Genomic DNA, 23072 nt, shown 5'->3' with positions numbered 1-23072 from the left:
AAAGACTTCTCATAAATCTTTGAACCAGAAGAGAAAGTTCAGGAGGCCTGACATGAGCCTTGATGCTACGGAAGAAAAGATCGACGTTCGTGAAGGCATCGTCCATTCGGCGATTCCGGCCGAAGAAATTGCACGCCTCAGCGACGATATCATTGCCGCGCTGAAGACCGTCTACGACCCGGAAATCCCGGCCGACATCTTCGAACTGGGCCTGATCTACAAGATCGACATCGAAGACGACCGCATGGTCAAGATCGACATGACGCTGACCGCACCCGGTTGCCCGGTGGCGGGCGAGATGCCGGGCTGGGTCGAGAATGCCGTCGGCGCCGTCGAGGGTGTCTCGGGTGTCGAGGTCAAGATGACTTTCGATCCGCCGTGGACGCCGGACCGCATGTCCGAGGAAGCACAGGTCGCCGTCGGCTGGTACTGAGCCCTGCGATATTGATCCGTTAAGGCACGGATACTACATTTGATTCTGTAAGGCGCCGGGCCTTTACCCCGGTGACGACAAGGAGAATGAGCCCATGGGCTTTGCCGTGATGAGCCTGACCGACGCTGCTGCTGGCCGCGTGCGCGCGATCGTCGAGAATTCCGGCGCCGATGCCAAGGGCATTCGCGTCGGCATCAAGAAGGGTGGCTGCGCCGGCATGGAATATGCCGTTGATCTCGTGACCGAACCCAATCCCAAGGACGATCTGATCGAGCATCAGGGCGCCAAGGTCTGGATTGCGCCGGAAGCGGTGCTCTATCTGCTCGGCACGCAGATGGATTTCGAAGTGACGACGCTGCGTTCCGGCTTCACCTTCCACAATCCCAACCAGACATCCGCCTGCGGGTGCGGTGAATCGGTCGAGTTGAAGCCGGCCGATCTGGCGGCACTTGCCGCGCAGGGCGACGCCGTCGTGCGCGCCAACTAAGTTTTACCATTCCTTCAATTGGATAGGTCGGCCCGGTTTTCGCCGGGCCTTTTTTCTGCTGAGATACACATCTATGGAATAGGGAGAGGGACATGGCGGCGTTGAACGAAGATCTCGTCTTCAAGGCGCTCTACGAAACGTTTCCCGATCCCGTGATTATCATCGACGCCGAGCGGATCATCCGTTCCGCGAACAATGCAGCGCTCCGCCAGTTCGGCTATCCGGTTGCGGAGTTCATCGACAAGTCCGTACGCCTGATCTACGCGACCGACGCGGAATACGCCAAGCGCCTGCGGAACCGGGCGGCGCGCGTGGACGAAACCGCGCCCCGATCCTCGAACTATCTTTATGTCCGGCGCGACGGCTCGACGTTTTCGGGGCATCTGCGCACGACGCCGCTGATCAACGACGCCGGCGAAGAACTGGCGCTCATCGGCATCATCAGAGACATTTCGGACCTGACCGAAGCCGTGAGCGAACGGCAGAAGGCTTCCGAGATGCTGAATGCGGCGCTCGAAGCGATGCCCGAAGGCTTTGCCATCTTCGACCGGGAGGAACGGCTGGTCGTCTATAACCGGGCTTATCAGGCGATCTGCGGGCCTGCCGGCCAGGCACTCAAGCCCGGCATCACCGCCGAGGAAATCCTGCTCTTGGCGCGCCAGGGCGGTCATTACCCGGACGCCTTGCCGGGCACGCGCGAAGGCGACGAGTGGATCGCCTCGCGGCTGCGCGATTTCCGCTATCCGGACGGAAAGCCGAAAATCCACCGCTATGCCGACGACCGCTGGCTGCGGGTTGAAAACATCAAGGCCAAGGACGGCAACACGGTCGTCGCGCGTGTCGATGTCACGGACCTGAAGCGCGCCGAACTCGCGCTCGAGCGGCAACGACAGGAACTGGAGCACAAGAACGAAGCGCTCGATCAGTTCACCGCCACTGTCTCCCACGACCTCAAGGCTCCGCTTCGGCACATCTCGATGTTCTCCGAGATGATCGAAGACGACCTCAAGGCAGGCAATCAGACCGAACTTGCCGAAAATGCCCGGCACTTGCGCGACAGCGTCCGGCGCATGAACCGCGTGGTCGACAGCCTGCTCGACTATGCGCAGATCGCGCATCGCATCACCGACTGGACCGAGGTGAAGCTGAGCGACGTCGTCTCGGAGACGCTGGCTATCCTTGCCGCTGACGCCAGCGACGCCAACGCTACCTTCGAGGTCGGCCCGCTGCCGGAACTGGAGGGGGATCCCGAGTTGCTGCGCCGCCTGGTCCAGAACCTCGTCGGCAATGCGATCAAGTACCGGCACGCCGACCGTCGCCCGCTCATCCGCATTCACGGCAACAATTTGCACCAGACGGTGGAACTGGTGGTGGAGGACAACGGCATCGGCATCGATCCGCGGTTTGCGACCCGAATCTTCGAAGTGTTCCAGCGGCTGCACAAGGATGAGACGGTCTATGGCGGTACCGGAATCGGCCTGTCGCTCGCCAAACGCATCGCCGAAAGCCATGGCGGTTCGATCTGCCTTGACACGAGCTTCCGAGAAGGCGCACGTTTCATCGTGTTGCTTCCGAGGTGGCTGAGGAAGGCGAAGTAGGGCGGAACAAGGTGACCTCGACGCCAAAGCGATTGCTCTTGGTGGAAGACGACGCGCACGATGCGCGTTTCGTGATGCGCGCCTTTGCCCAGGTCGATAAATCGATCGAACTCGTTCTGGCGACCGATGCGGATGAGGCCCTAGGGCAGCTCGCCAGCGGGCATTTCGACTACATGCTGATGGATATCAAGCTGCCCGGCAGCGACGGCATCGAGCTTCTAAGGCGTGTGCGCAAGAGCCGCGCCACTGCGCTGATCCCGATCATCGTGCTGACGTCTTCGATCAATCCGGCCGACGCGCTTCAGTGCTACGGTGCCGGCGCCAATGCCTATGCGGCAAAACCCTCCTCGGTCATCGAGTATCGCCGCTTTGCCGAGGCCTTCATCCGCTTCTGGGTCGAAAGCACGATCCTGCCACCGGGCATGAGCGCGCGCCGATAGCTGCGGCCCGCACGCTACGGGCGTGACACGTCAAGATCTCCAGGGAATCAGGCGGAGCGCAGATGCGGCGCATCCATCAGGGCGCAGGCGCGCCGGAAAGACAACCGGCGGAACATTGCTGCTCCGCCGGTCGATGTCGTTACTCTGCGGCTTCCGCGTAGCTTTCCAGCGGCGGGCAGGTGCAGACGAGGTTGCGGTCACCGAAGACATTGTCGACGCGATTGACCGGCGACCAGTACTTGTCGACCCGGAAGGCGCCCGGCGGGTAGCAGGCCTGCTCGCGCGAATAGGGACGATCCCATTCGCCCACCAGATCTTCGACCGTGTGCGGAGCGTTCTTCAGCGGGTTGTTGGTCTTGTCCATGCGGCCTTCTTCGATCGCACGGGCTTCCTCGCGGATCGCCAGCATCGCCTCGCAGAAGCGGTCGATTTCGGCCTTGGTCTCCGATTCCGTCGGCTCGATCATCAGCGTGCCGGCAACCGGCCAGCTCATGGTCGGAGCGTGGAAACCGCAGTCGATCAGGCGCTTGGCGACGTCGTCGACGGTGACGCCGGCGCTTTCGACCAGCGGACGGGTGTCGATGATGCACTCATGCGCAACACGGCCCTTGGACGACTTGTAGAGCACCTCATAGGCGCCCTTGAGCCGGGCAGCGATGTAGTTGGCGTTGAGGATCGCCACCTTCGTCGCCTGGGTCAGGCCTTCGCCGCCCATCATCAGGCAGTAGCTCCAGGAGATCGGCAGGATCGAGGCCGAGCCGAAGGGAGCTGCCGAAACTGCACCGTCCTGGCCGTCCGTTTCCGGGTGGCCGGGCAGGTAGGGTGCCAGGTGCGCCTTGACGCCGATCGGGCCCATGCCGGGACCGCCGCCGCCGTGCGGGATGCAGAAAGTCTTGTGCAGGTTCAGGTGGCTGACGTCGGAGCCGATGTCGCCGGGGCGGGCAAGGCCGACCATGGCGTTCATGTTGGCGCCGTCCATGTAGACCTGGCCGCCGTGCTTGTGCACGATCTCGCAGACTTCACGCACGTTCTCCTCGAACACGCCGTGCGTCGAGGGGTAGGTGATCATGCAGCACGAGAGGTTTTCGGCGTACTGCTCAGCTTTCGCACGGAAATCGTCCATGTCGATGTCGCCGTTTTCGCTGACCTTGATGACGACGACCTTCATGCCGGCCATCTGGGCGGAGGCAGGGTTGGTGCCGTGCGCCGAGGTCGGGATCAGGCAGACGTCGCGATGGGCGTTGCCCTGCGCGAGGTGATAGGCACGGATCGTCAGGAGACCGGCATATTCACCTTGAGCACCGGAGTTCGGCTGCATCGAGATCGCATCATAGCCGGTGACCGCGCAGAGCTTTTCCGACAGGTCCTCGATCATGTGCTGGTAACCAGCCGCCTGATCCTTCGGCACGAACGGATGGATCTCCGCAAATTCCGGCCAGGTGATCGGAAGCATTTCCGCCGTCGCGTTCAGCTTCATCGTGCAGGAGCCGAGCGGGATCATCGCCCGGTCGAGCGCGAGGTCGCGGTCGGACAGCCGGCGGATGTAGCGCGTCATCTCGCTTTCGGCGCGGTTCATGTGGAAGATCGGGTGCGTCAGGTACTCGCTGGTGCGCAGCAGCGCCTCCGGCAGACGGTAACCCGGCTCGAACTCTTCCACCTTGAAGTCGCCACCGAAGGCGCGCCAGACGGCTTCGAGCGTGACGGGGCGCGAGCGCTCGTCCAGGCTGATGCCGATCTTGGTTTCGCCGATCTTGCGCAGGTTCACTTCCTCGGCGACCGCGGTCTTGAGGATGATGCCCTGCAGCTTACCGACTTCGACGGTGATCGTGTCGAAGAAGACATCCGGCTCAACGGTGTAGCCGAGCTTTTCGAGGCCCATGGCGAGACGAACGGTCTTCTGGTGAACGCTCTGGGCGATCGCCTTGATGCCCTTCGGGCCATGGAAGACGGCGTACATCGAGGCCATGACGGCGAGCAGCACCTGCGCGGTGCAGATGTTCGACGTCGCCTTTTCGCGGCGGATGTGCTGTTCGCGGGTCTGCAGCGACAGGCGATAGGCGCGGTTGCCGCGGGCATCGACCGAAACGCCGACCAGACGACCGGGCATCGAACGCTTGTGCGCGTCCTTGACGGCCATATAGGCCGCATGCGGGCCACCATAGCCGACCGGAACGCCGAAGCGCTGGGTGCAGCCGATGGCGATATCGGCGCCCATTTCGCCAGGCGACTTCAAAAGCGCCAGCGCCAGCGGATCGGCGGCAACAGTTGCGATCGCACCGGTCTGGTGCAGACGCGCGATCAGGCCGGTGAAATCGTTCACCTGGCCGTAGGTGCCCGGATACTGGAAGATCGCTCCGAAGACGTCGACCGGATCGAGATCGGTGAAGGGATTGCCGATGACGATCTGCCAGCCGAGCGGCTCGGCGCGGGTCTTCAGCAGTGCGATCGTCTGCGGGTGGCAGTTTTCGTCGACGAAGAACGACTTGGCCTTCGACTTCGAAACGCGCTCGGCCATGGCCATGGCTTCAGCGGCTGCCGTCGCTTCATCGAGAAGCGAGGCGTTGGCAACGTCGAGGCCGGTCAGGTCGCAGACCATCGTCTGGTAGTTGAGCAGCGCCTCGAGGCGGCCCTGGCTGATTTCCGGCTGGTAGGGCGTGTAGGCCGTGTACCAGGCCGGGTTTTCCAGGATGTTGCGCTGGATAACAGGCGGCGTGATCGTGCCGTAGTAGCCCTGGCCGATCAGCGACACGAGCTTCTGGTTGCGGTTGGCCGTCTCGCGCATCTTGTCGAGCGCCTCGCGTTCGGTCATCGGCGCGCCCCAGGCAAGCGGCGTCTTCTGGCGGATCGACGGCGGCACGGTGTCGTCGATCAGCGCGTCGAGCGTCGGATAACCGACGACCTTCAGCATCTCGTCCATTTCGGCCGGCGACGGGCCGATATGACGCCGATTGGCAAAGTCATACGGCTTGTAGTCCGTAAAGGTGAAATCCTTGGGCATGCTCATCAGGCGACGAGCTCCTTGTAGGCCGCTTCGTCGAGAAGGGCGTCGGCTGCGTTCGGATCGGCAAGCTTGAGCTTGAAGAACCAGGCGGCGCCCTGCGGGTCGCTGTTGACCAGCGACGGGTCGTCGACGATCGCCTGGTTGACTTCGACGATTTCGCCGTCAAGTGGACAATAGACGTCGGACGCCGCCTTGACGGACTCGACCGTTGCCGCCGTGTCGCCCTTGGCGAAGGTGGAGCCGGTTTCCGGCAATTCCACGAAGACCAGGTCGCCGAGCTGGCCGGCTGCGTGCTCGGTGATGCCGACCGTTGCAACGCCAGCTTCGACCTTCAGCCACTCGTGTTCGTCGGTGAACTTCAACATTATCGCTCTCTCCTGATCAGCGTTTGTAGGTTTGTTTGACGAAGGGAAGGGCAGCGACCGCCAGGGGCAGGTACTTGCCGCGCACTTCCGCAAAAAGGGTGGTGCCGACGTCCGTGTGGCCGGCATCGACATAGCCCATCGCGACGGGGCCATCGACGGAGGGGCCGAAACCGCCCGAGGTCACCTGACCGACCGGGGTCTTGCCCTCGGCATCGGCAAAGAGATGGGCGCCGCCGCGAACCGGCGCGCGTCCCTCAGGTTTCAGGCCGACGCGGCGACGCGAGGCGCCGTCAGCGAGCTGCGAGAGGATGCGGTCGGCACCGGGGAAGCCGCCCGCCCGGGCGCCGCCGGCGCGTCGCGCCTTCTGCATCGCCCATTCGATGGCGCCCTCGACCGGCGTGGTCGTGGTGTCGATGTCGTTGCCATAGAGACAAAGGCCCGCTTCCAGACGCAGCGAATCGCGCGCGCCAAGACCGATCGGCTTGACATCGGGATGTTCCAGCAGCCGTTGTGTCACATCGACGGCGGAAGCTGCGGGAATGGAAATCTCGAAACCGTCCTCGCCGGTATAGCCCGAGCGCGAAATGATGCAGGTGACGTCGTGAAGGTCCGCTTCGGCGACATCCATGAAGCGCATGCCGGAAACATCGGCCCAGAGTTCGCCAAGAACGGCTTCGGCATGCGGCCCCTGCAGCGCGATCAGCGCGCGGTCGTCGAGCATGGTGACGTCGCAGGTGTCGGCAAGGCCGGACTTCAGATGCTCGAAATCCTGATCCTTGCAGGCGGCGTTGACAACGAGGAACAGGTGATCGCCGCGGTTGGCGATCATCAGGTCGTCGAGGATGCCGCCTTCGGCATTGGTGAAGATCGCATAGCGCTGCCGGCCTTCGCCAAGACCGAGAACGTCCACCGGCACCAGCTTTTCAAGCGCAAGCGCTGCGTCCTCGACCTTGCCGGACTTCGGACGCACGATGACCTGGCCCATATGCGAGACGTCGAAGAGACCGGCGGCAACACGGGTGTGCTGGTGTTCCTTCATCACGCCATCGGGGTACTGCACCGGCATGTCGTAACCGGCAAAGGGTACCATGCGCGCGCCCAGCGAAAGGTGCAGCGCATGCAGCGGCGTCTGTTTCAAATGAGGATTGTTTTCCAAATCCGGCCTCCAGGTCTGGCGCTCCCGCGCCGGCTCACACTTCCGGCGTCAATCGCCGTCGATTCGAGCCCCCTCTGTCCCTTTGCCTGAGATTGTTATCCCTTCGGCGAGCGTAAAAACGCTTCTCTCCAGAGTCCTGCCGGCACCTTGCTGGTCCTTTGGCCTGAGAGTTTCCGGGGCGGTTGCTCCTTCGGCACCGGTTTGAGCCGGCTTCTCCCAACAAGATCGTCTCCAGATAACGGCGAAGGCGGGATGTTGGCAAGGGGGCGGTGTCGCGCTGAAACACATTTTTGTCGCACGACCAAAAGACGCAGCCGAGCCGGGTGCGGCAATTCTGCCTTTGCATTCTTCTCCGGTTGAGGATAACCCAAGACAGATACCGGGGATAACCATGACAGGGCGCGACGGAAAATTCGGGATAGCAGTGCGGCTGATCGCCGTCTTTGCGCTCGTTTTCCTGACCTTCGCCCACAAGCCGCTCAGCGCCAAGACACTGAGCCCGGCTGAAATTTCCGCCTATCAGCTGCCTGACGGAACGATCGGCGAAATCTGCTTCGGCATGGATGGCGTCGACCATGAAAGCGGCAAGGGCCAGGCGATGGCCCCGATCTGCGAGGCCTGCCGTCTTTCGGGCTCCATTCTGCTGCCGGCTCCGCCAACCGAGAGCCTTCGCGCCGAAGCGGGCGCGTGGCAGGTTTCTCCGATCGCCGCTGTAAACGCGGCACCCAATCAGCATCTGCGGCTGCTGCCGCCTTCGCGCGGGCCTCCAGCGCGCTCGTAATTCTCCTCTCGCATCCCAATACAATTTGCCGCGTTCAAGCGGCTTGGACCACCGGACATCGGGCAAAGCCCGGCGCGTGGTCAGGAGATTACGACATGACAAAGACCAGGATCGCTTCGCTTTCGCTCGGCCTTACCCTTGCCGCAAGCGGCATCGCCCACGCCCACGCCACCTTCGAGAAGGACACGGCGCCGGTGGAGAGCACCTTCAAGGCGGTGCTGCAGGTTCCCCATGGCTGCGACGGCAAGCCGACGACGGAAGTACAGATCAAGCTGCCGGAAGGTTTCGTCTTCGCCCAGCCGCAGCCGAAGCCCGGCTGGGAGATCGAGATCATCAAGGGCGACTACCAGAAAACCTACGACAATCACGGCAAGAAGGTCACATCCGGCCCGCTGGAGATCCGCTGGAAGGGCGGCAATCTTCCCGACGAATATTACGACACCTTCGTCGTGCGCGGCAAAGTCTCGGGCTTCGACAAGGAGACGGTGCTCGCCTTCCCGACCACGCAGCTTTGCGGCACCGAAGGCAAGGTCGTCTGGGACCTGGTGGCGGCCGAGGGCCAAAATGCGCATGACCTGAAAAGCCCGGCGCCGACCGTCACGGTAACGATGGCCGATGCCGCCGATCCACATGCCGGCCATGGCGGGCATATGGCTGCAGCCGGCGGCTCGGCGAAGGTCGGCGATCTCGATATCACCGGCGGCACGGTGAAGGCCATGCTGCCCGGTGCCAAGGTCGGTGGCGGCTTCCTGACGATCAAGAACGGTGGGGCAGGTGAAGACCGGCTCGTTGCTGTCGAGAGCCCCGCGGCCGCACGGGTCGAGATCCATGAGATGAAAATGGAAAACGACGTGATGCGGATGCGCAAGCTCGACGACGGCGTGGCATTGCCGGCCGGCGAAACGGTCGAGCTCAAGGCCGGCGGCCTGCACCTGATGTTCATGGACGTGAAGACGCCCTTCAAGGAAGGCGAAACGGTCCCCGTCACGCTCGTCTTCGAAAAGGCCGGCAAGGTCGATGCGACATTCCCGGTCGGCTCGGCCAAGGGCGGCGAGGCAGCCGGCGGCCAGAAGCATCATTGACCCGAGAAATCGCGATGCCGCTCAAGCGGGGTCGCTCTCATCCTCCTGGCCGGCGGGTTCATCCTGCCGGCCTTCGTTTTCCTGGTTCTCGGAACCACCGTCGTCGTCGCGCATGAATTCGAGATAGCGGCGCAGGGCTTCGGCTTCCGAGCGCTCCGGCAGACGGCCGTCGGCCGTGGCCAGCATGAAAGAGAGGGGCAGGGCGCCTTTGGTCTTGGGGATCGAGACCGGCGTCAGCTTGGGCTCTTCGGTGCGACGCGCCGAGAGCAACGTGATCGCTTCGTCGGTCGGACCGTCGCCACGCACGCGTGCGGACGGCTTCAGCGCTTCCGCCGCATAGGCCGCCGTCGTTGCGGATACTGTGACGATCTGAGTCACGTCTTTCCTGCCTTCCCGTTAGCAATCCATTCTTGTCGCTCAGTTTCACCTGAAGGCGGGTAAAAACTGGTGGTTGCATTTTAGGAAAACTCTAACGATGGTCGCCGCGCCCCGTGCGGAGCGAGCCGGCACATCACTAATACTTGCGCGATCTCTAAAGTTAAAACACACTCGTTCTAATAGAAACGGGGAGGTTGTGATGACCGAGCGAAGCATGCTGGAATTCAGGGTGCGGGCCCTTTATCTCGCCCGCAATGTCAACGACCTCGACACGATGATGGCGCAACTCGATCCGGACTTCAGCTTCCGCATCGTCGGAAGCGGCAGGCTCGGCACGATGGCGCTTGCCGTCAACACGCCGGAAACGGTGCGCGACAGTTTCGCGACGCTCGTCAACAATTGGGACCTGAGCGAGATGGAGATGGTCGGCTGCTATGCCGATGGTGATACCGTCGTCGTCCACCGCGCCGGCTTTGTTCGCTTCATCCCGTCGCAGACCCGCGAGCGAACCGAGATCATCGACAAGTTCACGTTCCGCGACGATCGGATCGTCGACCTGACGGAGTTCGTCGATACCCTGTTTGTCGCCGAAACGATCGGGCTGCTGAAAGAGCCGGCCGTCGCCTAGTCCTCTTCGGCGCGCGACAGGATGAGCTTTTGAACCGCCGGCTCCTGGGAGCGAATGGCGTTCATCAACACGGTCAGGCGGCCACGCAGGCTGTGGACCTGGTCGAGCAGCCGCATAGCCACGTCGACGCCGTCGTCATTGACGCCCATGGGGCCCGTCAGATCCTGGATCAGCCGCGCGCGCGCAAGGTCGGCATCCTCGAACAGCCAGCCGGCGTCGGCCTCCTGGGGCATCAACCAGCGCTGCTCGACCCAGATGCGCAAAACCTTGACCTCGATATCCAGATGTTCGCAGAATTCACGGTCGTTCATAGGTCATCCTCCCATGCCCTTGCGCGGATCTTCCGTCTTGCCGGCGGCCCAGCCTTCGACGAAAGCGGAAAGCGCCGGGTCCGGGGTCTGCGGCAGCACGATCTTCAGGCTGACATAGGCATCGCCATGGCCGCCGCCCGGCTTGTGCAGTCCCTTGCCCTTCAGTCGCAGCGTCTTGCCGCTGTTGGTGTGCGGATTAATCGACACGTTGACGGCGCCATCGATCGTCGGAACGCGGATCTTGCCGCCGAGCACCGCCTCGCTCAGCGATATCGGTACCTCGTAGCGCACGTCGTCGCCATCGGTGGCAAAGAGCGGATGCGGGCGGACGCGAATGTCGATCAGCGCGTCGCCGGCCGGTGCGCCATCGCGACCCGGCTCGCCCTTGCCGCGCAGCCTCAGCGTCTGGCCGTCACGCGTGCCGGGCGGAATGGTCAGGTCGAGCGCCGGTCCGCCGCCGGGCAGGGTGATCTGGGTCTTGGTGCCGTTCGCCGCGTCGAGAAATGCGATCTCCATGGAGAAATGGGTATCGCGACCGCGCTGGCGCTGCTGCTGTCCGCCCGCACGCCGCGAAAAGAAGCTCGAAAAGATATCGTCGGCCTCGGCAAAATCCGAAAAGCCATGCGCACTTTCGTAGCGTGCCCCCGTATCTCCGGATTGGGCATAGTCGCGGTAATAGTGCCGGGGCGGCGTTTCCGCTCCGGTTTCGTCGATCTCTCCGCGATCGTATTTTCCGCGTTTGTCCTCGTCGCCAAGCAGGGCATAGGCCGCTGAAACCGCCTTGAAGCGGTCTTCTGCGCTCTTGTCTCCCGGGTTGAGATCCGGGTGCAGCTTCTTGGCAAGCTTGCGATAAGCGCTCTGGATGTCCTTTTGCGTCGCGTCGCGGCTGACACCGAGCGTTTCGTATGGGCTCGTCATGCGATCTCCTTTGGGCGAGCGCGGATCGACCACGTTTGCCGTGCCTTGCCGGGCTGGCGGGTGCGTCTTCAATCGCTCGTCTAACAGCATAGAGCAGATTTGCGCCCGCGACAGGGGCGAAGACGCCGCGCAACTCCACCATTTCGCGAAAGAGGGCGGTCTGCTACAATCGGTCGCGCAAATGAGCGCTTAAGGGGCGGTACGCCCCGAATCTTCGGGAGGTCGATATGTCCGTCCGGCTGCAACTCGCGATCATGGTCGGCCTGATGGTCAACGCCATCCTGTTCGCCATCGGGATCCTCATCGTTCTTTCGGTGCCGGCCCTCACGGCCAACGCCAAATATGCGATCCCGGTCGTGGTCGTCAGCTGTTTCCTGATCACCCCCTTCATCGCCTGGATCATGGCGCCGCGACTTCGGCTGCAATACTGGAGAGAACGCGAACAGACGAACCGGCAGCATCCGATCTAGCGGCCCATTCATCCATTGTTGACCGTGTCCGGATTGTCGCCCCTTGGCGGGCGGCGGTCGACGCAGATTGCATCTTCAACGATCATACATTTTGTTATACCACCATTTTAGTACTTGTTTTCTAACCGGCTCCGCCGCAGATTCTCTCAAGTCTCAAGGACATAGCCGGAACGCAGGCCAGAAGGGGACCGACTTCATGAGAACGATCGTATTGCTGCTCACGCTCGCCACGCTGGCCGCCTGTTCGCAAACCGCCGGTGGCCCGCCGCGCGTCGTCGGCGGCGACGGAGACTACTACCAGGGCATCGTTGCGCCGCGGTGAGTTCGATCGTTCCAATCGATCATTTGGGGTACCGCTCCCCTGAGCGCGCGTCCGTCAGACGGCGCCCTTAAAAAGGCGCCGCGTTCCGTGACCTCGGCTTGGGTCAAGTCCGCTCGTCGGTCCACGTCCAACTGCCATCCTCCCGGCAATCCAGCAGGGCACGGTAGAGGTCGCGCGTATCGCCTTCCTCGCCGTTGTTGATGCAGGTGATGGAACGCTCACAGAGAAGCCTCAGCGTATTGCGGAAGGTCTCACGTCCAAGCGTAGCCTCGATCCGGTCGAGAAAGAGGGCGCCCCAGCACGATCGTCATGTATGAGCCGCAGGCGGCATAGAGCACGGCAACGGCAAACAGCAGCGGACTGATGGACCAGAGCACGCCCGAGAACGTCACCACCGTCAGCGTGCTGCTGAACAGCATGATGATGTAGGAGAGCGTGGTGACCGTAAGGCCTGGATGTCCTCGGATATCCGCTGGTCCGGATGGCTCAGCGTGCCCGAGACCTCGAGCCGGTAGTAAGCCTCGTCTTCCAGATAGATGTCGACGGCGCGGCGGGTCAGGAATTCGCGCGAGAGCAACGCCAGCCGTTCCTCCACGAAGCGCGCAGTGACGCCGACGACGGTCAGCACCGCAAAGACGCAGACATAGAAGACGGCTTGCCGGATGAATTCGTTCATCTGGAGCTCGGCGATCGCCGTCATGAAATTGCGGCCGACAAGGTTTTTGACGACGTTGAGGCCGAAGAGCAGCAGCATGAGCCCGAAGAACATCAACCAAGCGCGGCCGCCAACTTCGGAGGTCAGGAAAATTCGGACAGCCCGTGCGAAGCGAAGTGCGGTTGTTCTGATCGGCACTGGCTGGCTGTCCATTAGAGTACCTTTGTTGCGTTGGCCGTCAGAGCCAGCCGCCGGAAAAGCCCGCCCGCCTCAAGCCCACCACCAGCGGCCCGCACCGGCGCATGATGTTCCAGAGCAGGCCGGTCCTGTAGTTCTCGATCATCAGCACCACCGGCCCCTGGTCGACGCCGAAGTGATAGGGGCTGACCCACCAACCGGTTTCGCTTCCCTCCACCGGAAAGCTTCTGTTAAAGGAGGGCTTGAAGCCGTAGAGCTTGGTCATGCCGAGGTTCATGCGGGCGCAGTTCCAGACCGTCGGGATGACGATCTCCGGCGCGAAGGGCAGGGAGGCGACCACCGCCCAGGGCGACACAGTGCCGTCATCCGGACCAAAGGGTGCGCAGCGGGCGATGTAGTCGAAGAACTCCCGCTCGACGCCGTTCACCATGCCCTTTGTCCAGCCCGGACCATCGCTTGCGGTGAAGCCCCAGCAATGTTCGCCGTAGCCGACGAAATTCAGCGGGTTTCGGATGGCATATTCCTGCTGGACGAAGGTGGCATGGCGACTGTTCTGGAAATAGTCGCTGTTGTGCTCGCGCATGAACTCGTCGCGGATGCGGCGGAAGTCGATCCACATGTGCGAGAGCTGGTGGGTGAAGAGCGGTCCCGAATAGAGCAGCTCGCGCCCGTAAAGGTTCCGCCAGTCGTAGCTTGCGGTGTAGGCGGTGTAGGCTTCCGGTGGCAGTGGATGGGTCGGCGAGCCGAGGCCGAGGATGTAGAGCAGCAACCCTTCGTCGTAACCGCGCCAGCGGTAGGGGATGAAGCCGTTTTCTGGCCGCCAGCCATGGGTCAGCGTCAGCCCGTGGTCGCACGCCCAGTTCCAGTCGGCCCGTTCATAGAGCGCGTTGGCCAGCCGGCGAACCTCGGCTTCCTCAGCGCTGTCGCCGTCGAAATAGGCGGCGACCGTCAATGCGCCCGCAAAGAGGAAGGCAGAATCGATCGTCGACAGCTCGCACTCCCACACCCGCCGGCCGGTCTCGATGTCGAGGAAGTGGTAGAAGAAGCCCTTGTAGCCGGAAGCGTCGGGTTCCGGCCCTTGCGGGCATTCAAAGAGGAACTGCAGCCGTCGACGCGCGATCTTGGCGGCGAACTTGCGAATGACGATGCCGCGCTCGACCAGCACCGGGATCGTCGCGAGCGCCATGCCGACTGCGGCGATGCTTGCGGGTGCGTCTTCCTGAGTCTTGTCACGAACCAGGCCGTTGTCCGGGTTGGTGCAGTGGAGATAGTAGAGCAGCGTCGTGAACTGCAACCGGGCAAGATCCTGCTCGGTCGGCATCCGGTTCAGTTCGGGATCTGTCGACAGCAATTCCGACATGGCAGCCAGCCGCAATGACGATGAGGGTTCATTCGTATCGGATGCGCGAGACGCCCCTTGCGGAGCGGCTCGCAAGCCCAGGCAAGCCGGGGAGGGCGACCGTCAATCCAGCCGTGCGCGGGCCTCAGACATTGTCCCCTTCGGTCGATGTCCCGGCCTTGAAAGGCTGCGCGCCTTTAACGCCCCATTTCCAGCCGCTGATCGAGGGCATGTCGTCGCCATGTTTCTCGATGTATTCGCGGTGCTCGATCAGCTTGGCCTGGATCGCCTGCTTGAAATAGGCCGCCCGCGCGCCGAGCTGCGGCAGGCGGTCGATGACGTCGCCAGCCAGATGGAAACGATCGAGCTCGTTCAACACCACCATGTCGAACGGTGTCGTGGTCGTGCCTTCTTCCTTGTAGCCCCGCACATGCAGGTTGCCGTGGTTGGTGCGGCGGTAGGTGAGGCGGTGGATCAGCCAGGGGTAGCCGTGGAAGGCAAAGATGATCGGCTTGTCCCTGGTGAAGATGCCGTCGAAGTCGCGGTCCGAAAGGCCGTGCGGATGTTCTTCCGCCGGCTGCAGCTTCATCAGATTGACGACGTTGACGACCCGGACCTTGACCTCCGGCAGGTGCTCGCGCAGCAGTTGGACGGCAGCAAGCGTTTCCAGCGTCGGAATGTCGCCGCAGCAGGCCATGACCACATCCGGCTCGCTGTTGGCGTCGTTGCTCGCCCAATCCCAGATGCTCACACCCATGCTGCAATGGCGCACGGCCTGCTCCATCGTCAGCCACTGCGGCCCCGGCTGTTTGCCGGCGACGACGACGTTGATGTAGTTGCGACTGCGCAGGCAATGATCGGTGACCGACAGCAGCGTGTTGGCATCCGGCGGCAGATAGACGCGGACGACCTCTGCCTTCTTGTTGACGACATGGTCGATGAAGCCCGGATCCTGATGGCTGAAGCCGTTGTGATCCTGCCGCCAGACATGGGAGCTCAGGAAATAATTGAGCGAGGCGACCGGCCGACGCCAGGGGATCTCGTTACAGACCTTCAGCCACTTGGCATGCTGGTTGAACATGGAATCGATGATGTGGATGAAGGCTTCGTAGCAGGAGAAGAAGCCATGGCGGCCAGTCAGCAGATAGCCTTCGAGCCAGCCCTGGCATTGATGCTCGCTCAAGACCTCCATGATGCGGCCATCCGGTGAGAGGTGATCGTCCTCGGGATAGATCTCGGCCATGTAGCAGCGGTCGGTGACCTCGAGCACATCCTGCCAGCGGTTGGAGTTGTTTTCGTCCGGGCTGAACAGCCGGAAGTTTTTCGCATCCATGTTGTTCTTCATCACGTCGCGCAGGAACTTGCCCATCACGCGTGCCGCTTCCACGGTCGTGGCGCCCGGGCTCGGAACGTCGACGGCATAGTCCCGGAATGCCGGCATCTTCAGGTCGCGCAAGAGCAGGCCGCCGTTTGCATGCGGGTTGTCGCTCATGCGGCGATGTCCCGATGGCGCGAGCGCCGCAATCTCCGGCTTCAGCCGGCCCTCGTCGCTGAAGAGTTCTTCCGGGCGGTAGCTCTTCATCCATTGTTCGAGGACGCGGATGTGCTCGGGCTTGTCCATCTCGCCCATCGGCACCTGGTGCGAGCGCCAGTAGTCCTCGCATTTCTTGCCGTCGATTTCCGGCGGGCAGGTCCAGCCCTTGGGCGTGCGGAAGATAATCATCGGCCAGGCCGGGCGCTTCAGATTGCCCCTGATGCGGGCATCGTCCCAGATCTGCCGGATTTCGGCCATCGCCGTATCGAGCACGTCCGCCAGTTGCTGGTGAACCTTTGCCGGATCATGTCCTTCCACGAAATAGGGCTTGTAGCCCATGCCCTCGAAGAACTTCTTCAGTTCGTCGTGCGGGATGCGGGCGAGGAAGCAGGGATTGGCGATCTTGTAGCCGTTCAGATGCAGGATCGGCAGCACGCAGCCATCGCGGGCAGGGTTGAGGAACTTGTTGCTCTGCCAGCCGGTCGCAAGCGGCCCGGTCTCCGCCTCGCCATCGCCGACGATGCAGGCAACAACGAGATTGGGGTTGTCGAAAGCGGCGCCATAGGCGTGGCTGAGTGCATAGCCGAGTTCGCCACCTTCATGGATGCTGCCGGGCGTTTCCGGCGCCACATGGCTCGGGATGCCGCCGGGAAAGCTGAACTGCTTGAACAGCCGCTGCATGCCTTCGGCGTCTTCGGCGATATTCGGATAAAACTCCGTGTAAGTCCCTTCCAGGTAGGCATGCGCCATCAGAGACGGCCCGCCGTGTCCCGGACCGATGATGTAGATCATGTCGAGATCGTCGCGCTTGATCACCCTGTTGAGGTGAACATAGAGCATGTTGAGGCCCGGCGACGTGCCCCAATGGCCGAGCAGACGCGGCTTGATGTGCTCGCGCTTCAGCGGTTCGCGCAGAAGCGGATTGTCGAGCAGGTAGATCTGACCGACCGACAGGTAGTTCGAAGCACGCCAATAGGCGTCCATCAGGCGGAGTTCGTCTGATGACAACGGTGCTGCTGATTTTCCGGATGCCGTCTCTTTCATCGATGCTGTTTCAGGCGAAACCATCTGAGCCTCCCGGTCAAAAGGACATATGCTGAAATTCCCTCCGGCTTGCCGTCGCGCAAGCCATCGCAGTCTCTCGAATTCGCTACGGTCGTTGCTGTTTTTCTGCGGCGGGCAGGTGGTGGAACGCTTGAAGTTTGAACGACAGCAGCAGGAACACGCTTGCAGCGCCGCGAACTCAGGCCGCGGCGGTCTCGACGCACATGTTATTGCGGATAGGGCTCGGCGTAGTGCTCGACCACACCGCGGACACCACGCACGTTTTCGGCGAGGATGCGCGCCGCCTTGCGGCAATCGGCAGTCTCCACATTGCCCCAGAGATGCACGATGCCGTCGGTGACGGCGACCTTGATATCCAGGCCCTCAAGGCCGGTGTTTTCGCCGATGCGCACCAGGATGCTGCGCCGGATGGCTTCATCGCCCGCCGCCGTCTCGTCCTGCTTTGCGGACAAGATCGCCTGCAGCAGGTCGGCGCGGCTGACGATACCGACGACAAGGCCGTTCCGCAGAACCGGTATGCGCTTGATCCCGCGCTCCTGCATCACCGCCGCGACCCGCGCGACGGAGGCGTCCTCGTCGATGGTCACGGGATTGGCCGTCATGGCGTCACCGACCCTCCAGGAGGACCGGCGCACATAGGCGCTCGCCCGCTCGTCCGCCGCCCCGGCAGGGTCGGCGACCGGAATGCCGCCGCCAAGCTCGCTCCGGCGAATGAGATCGCCTTCGCTGATGACGCCCACCAGGGCTCCATCACCATCGACCACGGGAAGGCCGCTTACATGATTGTCGAGCATGATCCGGGCTGCCTGCCTGACGCTGTTGTCAGGGGACAGCTTGACGACCGAGGTCGTCATTACATCTTTAACGCGCATGTCGATCCCGCTCCCCAAAGGACTTGGCACCGTCATTACGCTGCGTAAGTTAGTCCCATCTCGTCGGCTCGACAACTAGTGGGTGGCAGAAAAGGGAAATGGCGGACAGGGTGGGATTCGAACCCACGGTACGGTTTCCCGTACGCTGGTTTTCAAGACCAGAGCCTTAAACCACTCGGCCACCTGTCCTTGCCTGAAGCACCGCGAGACTGCGTGCCGGGCACGGCGTTATTGCGCGAAGCCTCGGCGCTTTGCAAGAATTAACATGCGTCGCTGCAAGATTTTCTCGACCGCTTTAAAGAGCAGGCGCCGGGCCCGATCGCGTTAACCAGCCATAAACCATAACTCGCGAAATGCGGCGCCGGCCTGTGGATGAGTTCGCATTTTTGCCTTGATGATGTCATGAATACACACCTGTTCCGTTTCGGGACGTCGAGATTTCCGCTGGGGGTAAGCGGAAGGTTTCGAGTACGGCTTTATCGATCGATGTTGTGGGACAGATGACCTCCAGTAAAAATGCGGCATTTCTGGTCAAGGGATTGCGCCTTGCGGCTATTCCGGCGCTGTGCGTAGCGCTTACCGCCTGCGGCTCCACGTCGAACGTCAAGAAAACTGCGCGCAGCAAGGAGTACTTTCCTGAATCCGTCTATGGCGTGAAGGCGAGCCCTCGCGTTGCCACCGGCAACAACATCCCGAAGGGCGGCGGACGCTTTCAGGTTGGCAAGGCCTATCAGGTCAAAGGCAAGTGGTACCAGCCCAAGGAAGACTTCGGCTATAACAAGACGGGTATGGCATCCTGGTACGGCTCGGCCTTCCACGGGCGCCTGACCGCCAACGGCGAAGTCTACGACAAGGCGCATCTGTCGGCCGCCCATCCGACCTTTCCGCTGCCGAGCTACGCCCGCGTCACCAACATGGAAAACGGCACCTCGGTCATCGTGCGCGTCAACGATCGCGGCCCCTACGAATACGGCCGCATCATCGACGTTTCCTCGAAGACGGCAGACCTGCTCGACATCAAGCGCAAGGGCAGCGCGCAGGTGAAGGTGCAATATGTCGGCCGTGCGCCGCTCGAAGGCAACGACATGCCTTACCTGATGGCATCCTATGTCGAGAAGGGCCAGCGCGGCCCGAGCATCATGCCGGAAGGGCAGATCGCGACCGGCGTGATGGTTGCCTCGAACGAGCCGTTCCGCAAGCAAAGCCTCGGCACGATCACCGTTCCGGCCAAGGCGTCGCTCGATGTCAGCGAACCGGTGACGGCGATGGCCGCACCCGTGCCGCAGTTTGCCCAGCAGCCGGCGTCGTTCAACGAATTCGTCATGCTGCCGGAAATCGGCCCGATCCCGCGCGAGCGGCCGGAGTACATTCCAACGCCCAACGGCAACATGGCCTATGCGGCGGCCTATTACGAAGTTCGCGTCAGCGACGCCGAATCGCCCTTCGAAGCGATCATGGTCGACAAGAAGCAGCTGACCCCGCAGGTCATCGTCGACTACGCCAAGCGCCAGAAAACAAACGGTTCGGCCCGTTAACAGTTCTCGGCGTTGTGCCAAAATGACCACGCTGCTATGCCCGAAGGGAAACCGGAGTTTCCCATGCGCATGAAGATGCTTTCGGCCGCATTCCTGGGCCTTGCGTTGTTTGCCGGCGCCGCATTCGCGCAAACGCCGGCACCCGCCTTCGACACCAAGGCAAAACAGATCCTGCTGGTCGATGCCGAAACCGGCACGGTGCTTTTCTCGCGTGCCGAAAACGACCCAATCCCGCCCGCTTCGCTTGCCAAGCTGATGACCATGGAAGTCGTCGCGGAGGCGCTCGGCAAGGGCGAGATCTCGCCCGAGACCCTCTACGACGTGTCGGAGCATGCCTGGCGGACCGGCGGCGCACCGGCCGGCACTTCCACGATGTTTGCCGCGCTGAAATCGCGCATCCGGGTCGCTGATCTGCTGCAGGGCGTCGCAGTTCAGCTTGCCAACGATGCCTGCATCATTCTCGCCGAGGGCATGACCGGGAGCGAAGGTGCGTTCGCCGAACGCATGACAGCGCGCGCACGCGAACTCGGCATGCCGGTTGCGACCTTCCGCAACGCGACCGGGCTGCCCGATCCCGGCAACAAGATCACGATGAGCGAACTGGTGACGCTCGTCCGCCATCTGCACGAGGCGCATCCCGATCTCTACCGGCTCTATGCGCAGCCGGAATTCGAATGGAACAAGATCATCCAGCGCAACAAGAACCCGCTGATTTCGGCCAATATCGGCGTGGATGGCCTGGCGACGGGCTTTGCAGAGGGTTTCGGCTTTTCGCTCGCCGCATCGCTGCAGCGCGGCGACCGCCGTGTCTACCTTGCGATGGGCGGCCTTGAAACCGACAAGGAGCGCATCGAGGAGAGCCGCAAGGTTCTCGACTGGGCGATGACCGCCTTCGAGAAGAAGCGGATCTTCGCCGATGGAGAGGCGATCGGTGAGGCGGCTGTCTATGGCGGCGATGCATCTCACGTCGCGCTGGTGGCCGGCGGCCCGGTCGACGTGCTGCTACCGGTCAATAACCCCGAGCGGCTGACGGCCCGCATCGTCTACAGGTGGCCCCTGCAGGCGCCGGTGTCGGCCGGCACGGAAGTCGGCGTCGTCAAACTGTGGAACGGCGAGAAGCTGTTGCGCGAAGTCCCGGTCAAGACGGCCGGCGCGGTGGGGCAGGGAACCCTGACGAGCCGCGCGGTCGACGCCCTGCAGGAACTGCTTTTCTTCTGGCTTTAGGCCGTGGGCGCAAGGCCGGCGCAGCAATGCATCTGCCAAATCGTCAACTGACGGTTTCGCCCGGAGAACCAATCGGCTAAACAGGGCCAAATCGCATGCCGATACGGGAAAGCATGGTGTCGCTGAAAAAAGGTCTGTTCGTTACATTCGAAGGTGGGGAAGGTGCCGGCAAGTCGACGCAGCTCCGCCTCCTGGCCGAATCCCTGGGTGCGCGCGGCTACGAGGTGCTGACGACACGCGAGCCCGGGGGCTCTCCCGGCGCCGAGGCTGTGCGTCACGTGCTGCTTTCGGGGGCTGCGGAAGCCTTCGGGGTGCGGATGGAAGCGATTCTCTTTGCCGCAGCCCGCAGCGACCATGTCGAAGAGGTCATCCGGCCGGCGCTCGACAAGGGTACGATCGTGCTTTGCGACCGCTTCATGGATTCCTCGCGCGTCTATCAGGGAATTTCCGGCAATCTCGAACAAAGCTTCGTCGAGAGCCTCGAGCGCGTGGCGATCAACGGTGTCGTGCCGGACCGCACGGTGATCTTCGACCTGCCCGCCAGTGTCGGCCTCGAGCGGGCGCAACGCCGCGCCGGCGACGACAACCCAGATCGTTTCGAAAAGGAACAGCTGGAGACCCACGAGAAGCGGCGCGACGCCTTTCTCGACATTGCCAGCCGCGACTCCGAGCGGTGCCGGGTGGTGGACGCGACGCAGCCGGTCGAGGCGATCGCCGCCGAGGTGCTTTCGCTTGTCGAAGCGCTTCTGCCGCACGGCGACGGCACGGACGCGTCCGCCGAGGAAGTCGTGTCATGAGCGAAAGAGCCGGCGTCCTTGATGGTGCCATTGCGTCCGCGGAGAACAATCGCCTGTTCGGCCATGAGCAGGCGGAAGCCTTCCTGGCGCAGAGCTACCGCTCCGGCAAGGGGCACCACGCGATCCTGATCGAAGGACCGGAAGGGATCGGCAAGGCCACGCTTGCCTTCCGCTTTGCCTACCACATCCTGAAACACCCCGAGCCGGCCGATGCGCCAGAAGCACTTGCCGACCCGGACCCGAGCTCGGCGATCGGCAGGCAGCTCGCCTCCGGCGCCTCGCACAATCTCCTGCATCTGACCCGCCCGATCGATGAAAAGACGGGCAGGGCGAAGGGGGCGATCACGGTCGACGAGGTTCGGCGCGCCGGCAAGTTCTTCAGCCAGACCTCCGGCACGGGCAATTGGCGCATCGTCATCATCGATCCGGCCGACGATCTCAATCGCAATGCGGCCAACGCCATCCTGAAGATCCTCGAGGAACCGCCGCGCCGCTCGTTGTTCCTGGTGCTGACGCATGCACCCGGGAAACTGCTGCCGACGATCCGCTCGCGCTGCCTGCCGCTGCGGTTGAAGCCGCTCGACGCAGCACCGCTCGGCCAGGCATTGGCGCATCTCGGTTTCGATCTCGAGGGCGAGAATGCCGGCCGCATCATCGCTGCCGCCAGCGGCAGCGTCGCCGAGGCGCTGAAGCTGATCAATTATGGCGGCCTGGAAATCGCCGCGACCTTCGAGGGCATCCTTGCGGGGCAGGGACCGGCTGTCCGAAAGGACATGCACAAGCTCGCCGACGCCCTCGCCGGCAAGGACAGCGAAACGATCTTCGATTTCTTCCAGGCCCTTGCCAGCGACCGCATCATGCGCGAGGCGCGCGAGGCGGCCGTTTCCGGCGATATCATGCGCGCCGAGCGCTTCGCCCGGCTGTCAGCCACCGTGACCGAGCGGCTGACCGTCAGCGACGCCTATAATCTCGACCGGAAGCAAACCATCCTGTCTTTACTCGACGATATGAAAGCGGCGCTATAGCGTCGGCTGAAAACGCCATTTGCGCTCGATCGCTGCGTGAAGGTCGAGCTTGTGGTGCTGCGCGAAGAGCAGCACATGCCCGAGAAGGTCGGCGGTCTCGTCGGCCATCTGTGTCCGGAGATCGTCCGGCGATTTCCCCTCGGATCGGCCGCGACCGCTGAGCTTGTTCCACGCCTGGGTCAGTTCACCCATTTCCTCCTGCATCTTCAAGATGAACCAGTCGAGATCGCGCTCGATCCCGTGCGCGGCGGCATAGCCGGCCGACGCGGCTTCAAATTGGCTGCCAAGTTGATCCAGCACGACTCATCCCCCCTAGATTGTTTCCGTTTTGTTCTACGTCCTGCACGCGAAGCCCGCAAGAAGGAGGGCGGTGTCAGCGGTTGTTCCGGCGGGGCTTTTCATGGATCGCATGTTTCTTCCTTCAAGCGTATGCGCTAAGAGCGTGCGTAGCTTAATCC

The 23072-nt window shown here is 62.6% G+C and carries 23 protein-coding genes, 1 tRNA gene, 1 pseudogene and 2 riboswitches; of the genes and pseudogenes, 13 read left to right on the top strand and 12 right to left on the bottom strand.

The window, feature by feature from the left end; translation table 11 throughout:
* Nucleotides 1-52 precede the first annotated feature (52 nt).
* The 4 genes from IB267_RS01950 (at nt 53) to IB267_RS01935 (ending at nt 2958) form a co-directional block, all read left to right on the top strand.
* Nucleotides 53-433 (top strand): SUF system Fe-S cluster assembly protein, encoded by a 381-nt coding sequence (locus tag IB267_RS01950; protein ID WP_043614418.1) that lies wholly within the window; start codon nt 53-55, stop codon nt 431-433.
* A 94-nt stretch (nt 434-527) separates the two neighbouring features.
* On the top strand, nt 528-920 hold the full coding sequence (gene sufA, locus IB267_RS01945; protein ID WP_034794319.1) for a Fe-S cluster assembly scaffold SufA: 393 nt from the start codon (nt 528-530) through the stop codon (nt 918-920).
* 92 nt (nt 921-1012) lie between these two features.
* Nucleotides 1013-2518 carry an ATP-binding protein gene (locus IB267_RS01940; protein ID WP_192446185.1) on the top strand — a complete coding sequence of 502 codons (1506 nt, stop codon included), beginning with the start codon at nt 1013-1015 and terminating at the stop codon, nt 2516-2518.
* An 11-nt stretch (nt 2519-2529) separates the two neighbouring features.
* Nucleotides 2530-2958: a response regulator gene (locus IB267_RS01935; RefSeq protein ID WP_192446184.1), complete on the top strand. Its 429-nt coding sequence runs from the start codon at nt 2530-2532 to the stop codon at nt 2956-2958.
* A gap of 139 nt (nt 2959-3097) precedes the next feature.
* Here IB267_RS01935 and gcvP read toward each other — a convergent pair whose 3' ends face one another.
* From gcvP to gcvT, 3 genes are read right to left on the bottom strand one after another with little or no spacing between them, the layout of a single operon-like run.
* Nucleotides 3098-5962 (bottom strand): aminomethyl-transferring glycine dehydrogenase, encoded by a 2865-nt coding sequence (gcvP, locus tag IB267_RS01930; RefSeq protein ID WP_192446183.1) that lies wholly within the window; start codon nt 5960-5962, stop codon nt 3098-3100.
* Nucleotides 5962-6324: a glycine cleavage system protein GcvH gene (gene gcvH, locus IB267_RS01925; RefSeq protein ID WP_025427112.1), complete on the bottom strand. Its 363-nt coding sequence runs from the start codon at nt 6322-6324 to the stop codon at nt 5962-5964. Before gcvH ends, gcvP begins: the two co-directional genes overlap by 1 nt.
* A 16-nt stretch (nt 6325-6340) precedes the next feature.
* Entirely contained in the window at nt 6341-7480 is a 1140-nt protein-coding gene (gcvT, locus tag IB267_RS01920) for a glycine cleavage system aminomethyltransferase GcvT (RefSeq protein WP_192446182.1), read from the bottom strand.
* A 64-nt stretch (nt 7481-7544) separates the two neighbouring features.
* Nucleotides 7545-7622, bottom strand: a riboswitch (glycine riboswitch).
* A gap of 3 nt (nt 7623-7625) precedes the next feature.
* A riboswitch (glycine riboswitch) is annotated at nt 7626-7709 on the bottom strand.
* Nucleotides 7710-7871: 162 nt separating this feature from the next.
* Between gcvT and IB267_RS01915 the strand changes: the two genes are divergently transcribed.
* Nucleotides 7872-8261 (top strand): hypothetical protein, encoded by a 390-nt coding sequence (locus tag IB267_RS01915; protein ID WP_192446181.1) that lies wholly within the window; start codon nt 7872-7874, stop codon nt 8259-8261.
* Between the two features lie 95 nt (nt 8262-8356).
* Entirely contained in the window at nt 8357-9343 is a 987-nt protein-coding gene (locus tag IB267_RS01910; RefSeq protein WP_192446180.1) for a copper chaperone PCu(A)C, read from the top strand.
* A 21-nt stretch (nt 9344-9364) separates the two neighbouring features.
* Here IB267_RS01910 and IB267_RS01905 read toward each other — a convergent pair whose 3' ends face one another.
* The gene (locus tag IB267_RS01905; protein ID WP_192446179.1) at nt 9365-9721 is read right to left on the bottom strand and encodes a hypothetical protein; all 357 of its coding nucleotides are present in this window, start codon (nt 9719-9721) and stop codon (nt 9365-9367) included.
* A gap of 199 nt (nt 9722-9920) precedes the next feature.
* Between IB267_RS01905 and IB267_RS01900 the strand changes: the two genes are divergently transcribed.
* Nucleotides 9921-10349 carry a nuclear transport factor 2 family protein gene (locus tag IB267_RS01900; protein WP_192446178.1) on the top strand — a complete coding sequence of 143 codons (429 nt, stop codon included), beginning with the start codon at nt 9921-9923 and terminating at the stop codon, nt 10347-10349.
* On the opposite strand, the gene IB267_RS01895 is transcribed toward IB267_RS01900, so the two are convergent.
* Together IB267_RS01895 and IB267_RS01890 are read right to left on the bottom strand one after the other, a co-directional pair.
* Nucleotides 10346-10660 carry a chaperone modulator CbpM gene (locus IB267_RS01895; RefSeq protein WP_043614393.1) on the bottom strand — a complete coding sequence of 105 codons (315 nt, stop codon included), beginning with the start codon at nt 10658-10660 and terminating at the stop codon, nt 10346-10348. The genes IB267_RS01900 and IB267_RS01895 overlap by 4 nt on opposite strands.
* A gap of 3 nt (nt 10661-10663) precedes the next feature.
* Nucleotides 10664-11578, bottom strand: a complete 915-nt coding sequence (locus IB267_RS01890; RefSeq protein ID WP_192446177.1) for a DnaJ C-terminal domain-containing protein — start codon at nt 11576-11578, stop codon at nt 10664-10666.
* A gap of 227 nt (nt 11579-11805) precedes the next feature.
* On the opposite strand from IB267_RS01890, the gene IB267_RS01885 reads away from it, so the two are divergent.
* Entirely contained in the window at nt 11806-12048 is a 243-nt protein-coding gene (locus tag IB267_RS01885; protein WP_043614390.1) for a hypothetical protein, read from the top strand.
* A gap of 196 nt (nt 12049-12244) precedes the next feature.
* Nucleotides 12245-12370, top strand: coding sequence for a hypothetical protein (locus tag IB267_RS33655; RefSeq protein WP_256364280.1), 126 nt, complete (start codon nt 12245-12247; stop codon nt 12368-12370).
* Nucleotides 12371-12654: 284 nt separating this feature from the next.
* Here the strand turns inward: IB267_RS33655 and IB267_RS01880 are convergent.
* The 5 genes and pseudogenes from IB267_RS01880 to IB267_RS01860 all read right to left on the bottom strand — a co-directional run.
* Nucleotides 12655-13238 (bottom strand): annotated as a pseudogene (locus IB267_RS01880) (ABC transporter ATP-binding protein/permease); the annotation flags it as partial.
* A gap of 25 nt (nt 13239-13263) precedes the next feature.
* Nucleotides 13264-14583, bottom strand: a complete 1320-nt coding sequence (locus tag IB267_RS01875; protein WP_192446176.1) for a glucoamylase family protein — start codon at nt 14581-14583, stop codon at nt 13264-13266.
* Nucleotides 14584-14707: 124 nt separating this feature from the next.
* Nucleotides 14708-17164, bottom strand: coding sequence for a phosphoketolase (locus tag IB267_RS01870; RefSeq protein WP_192446175.1), 2457 nt, complete (start codon nt 17162-17164; stop codon nt 14708-14710).
* A 203-nt stretch (nt 17165-17367) separates the two neighbouring features.
* Nucleotides 17368-18033, bottom strand: a complete 666-nt coding sequence (locus tag IB267_RS01865) for a CBS domain-containing protein (RefSeq protein WP_192446174.1) — start codon at nt 18031-18033, stop codon at nt 17368-17370.
* Nucleotides 18034-18132: 99 nt separating this feature from the next.
* Nucleotides 18133-18222: transfer RNA gene (locus IB267_RS01860), tRNA-Ser, on the bottom strand.
* Between the two features lie 311 nt (nt 18223-18533).
* Between IB267_RS01860 and IB267_RS01855 the strand changes: the two genes are divergently transcribed.
* The 4 genes from IB267_RS01855 (at nt 18534) to IB267_RS01840 (ending at nt 22614) form a co-directional block, all read left to right on the top strand.
* Complete coding sequence (locus IB267_RS01855; RefSeq protein WP_192446173.1) at nt 18534-19568, top strand: septal ring lytic transglycosylase RlpA family protein; 1035 nt, start codon at nt 18534-18536, stop codon at nt 19566-19568.
* A gap of 63 nt (nt 19569-19631) precedes the next feature.
* Nucleotides 19632-20792: a D-alanyl-D-alanine carboxypeptidase family protein gene (locus tag IB267_RS01850; protein WP_192446172.1), complete on the top strand. Its 1161-nt coding sequence runs from the start codon at nt 19632-19634 to the stop codon at nt 20790-20792.
* A 116-nt stretch (nt 20793-20908) separates the two neighbouring features.
* On the top strand, nt 20909-21589 hold the full coding sequence (gene tmk / locus IB267_RS01845) for a dTMP kinase (RefSeq protein ID WP_371742512.1): 681 nt from the start codon (nt 20909-20911) through the stop codon (nt 21587-21589).
* Nucleotides 21586-22614 (top strand): DNA polymerase III subunit delta', encoded by a 1029-nt coding sequence (locus IB267_RS01840; protein WP_192446170.1) that lies wholly within the window; start codon nt 21586-21588, stop codon nt 22612-22614. Before tmk ends, IB267_RS01840 begins: the two co-directional genes overlap by 4 nt.
* Here the strand turns inward: IB267_RS01840 and IB267_RS01835 are convergent.
* Nucleotides 22609-22914, bottom strand: coding sequence for a pyrophosphatase (locus IB267_RS01835; protein ID WP_192446169.1), 306 nt, complete (start codon nt 22912-22914; stop codon nt 22609-22611). The two genes, IB267_RS01840 and IB267_RS01835, sit on opposite strands and share 6 nt — an antisense overlap.
* Between the last annotated feature and the right edge of the window lie 158 nt (nt 22915-23072).

This window comes from Ensifer sp. ENS09 (assembly GCF_014852425.1).
In the GTDB taxonomy this organism is placed as follows: domain Bacteria; phylum Pseudomonadota; class Alphaproteobacteria; order Rhizobiales; family Rhizobiaceae; genus Ensifer.
This window is presented reverse-complemented; position numbering and strand designations above follow the sequence as displayed.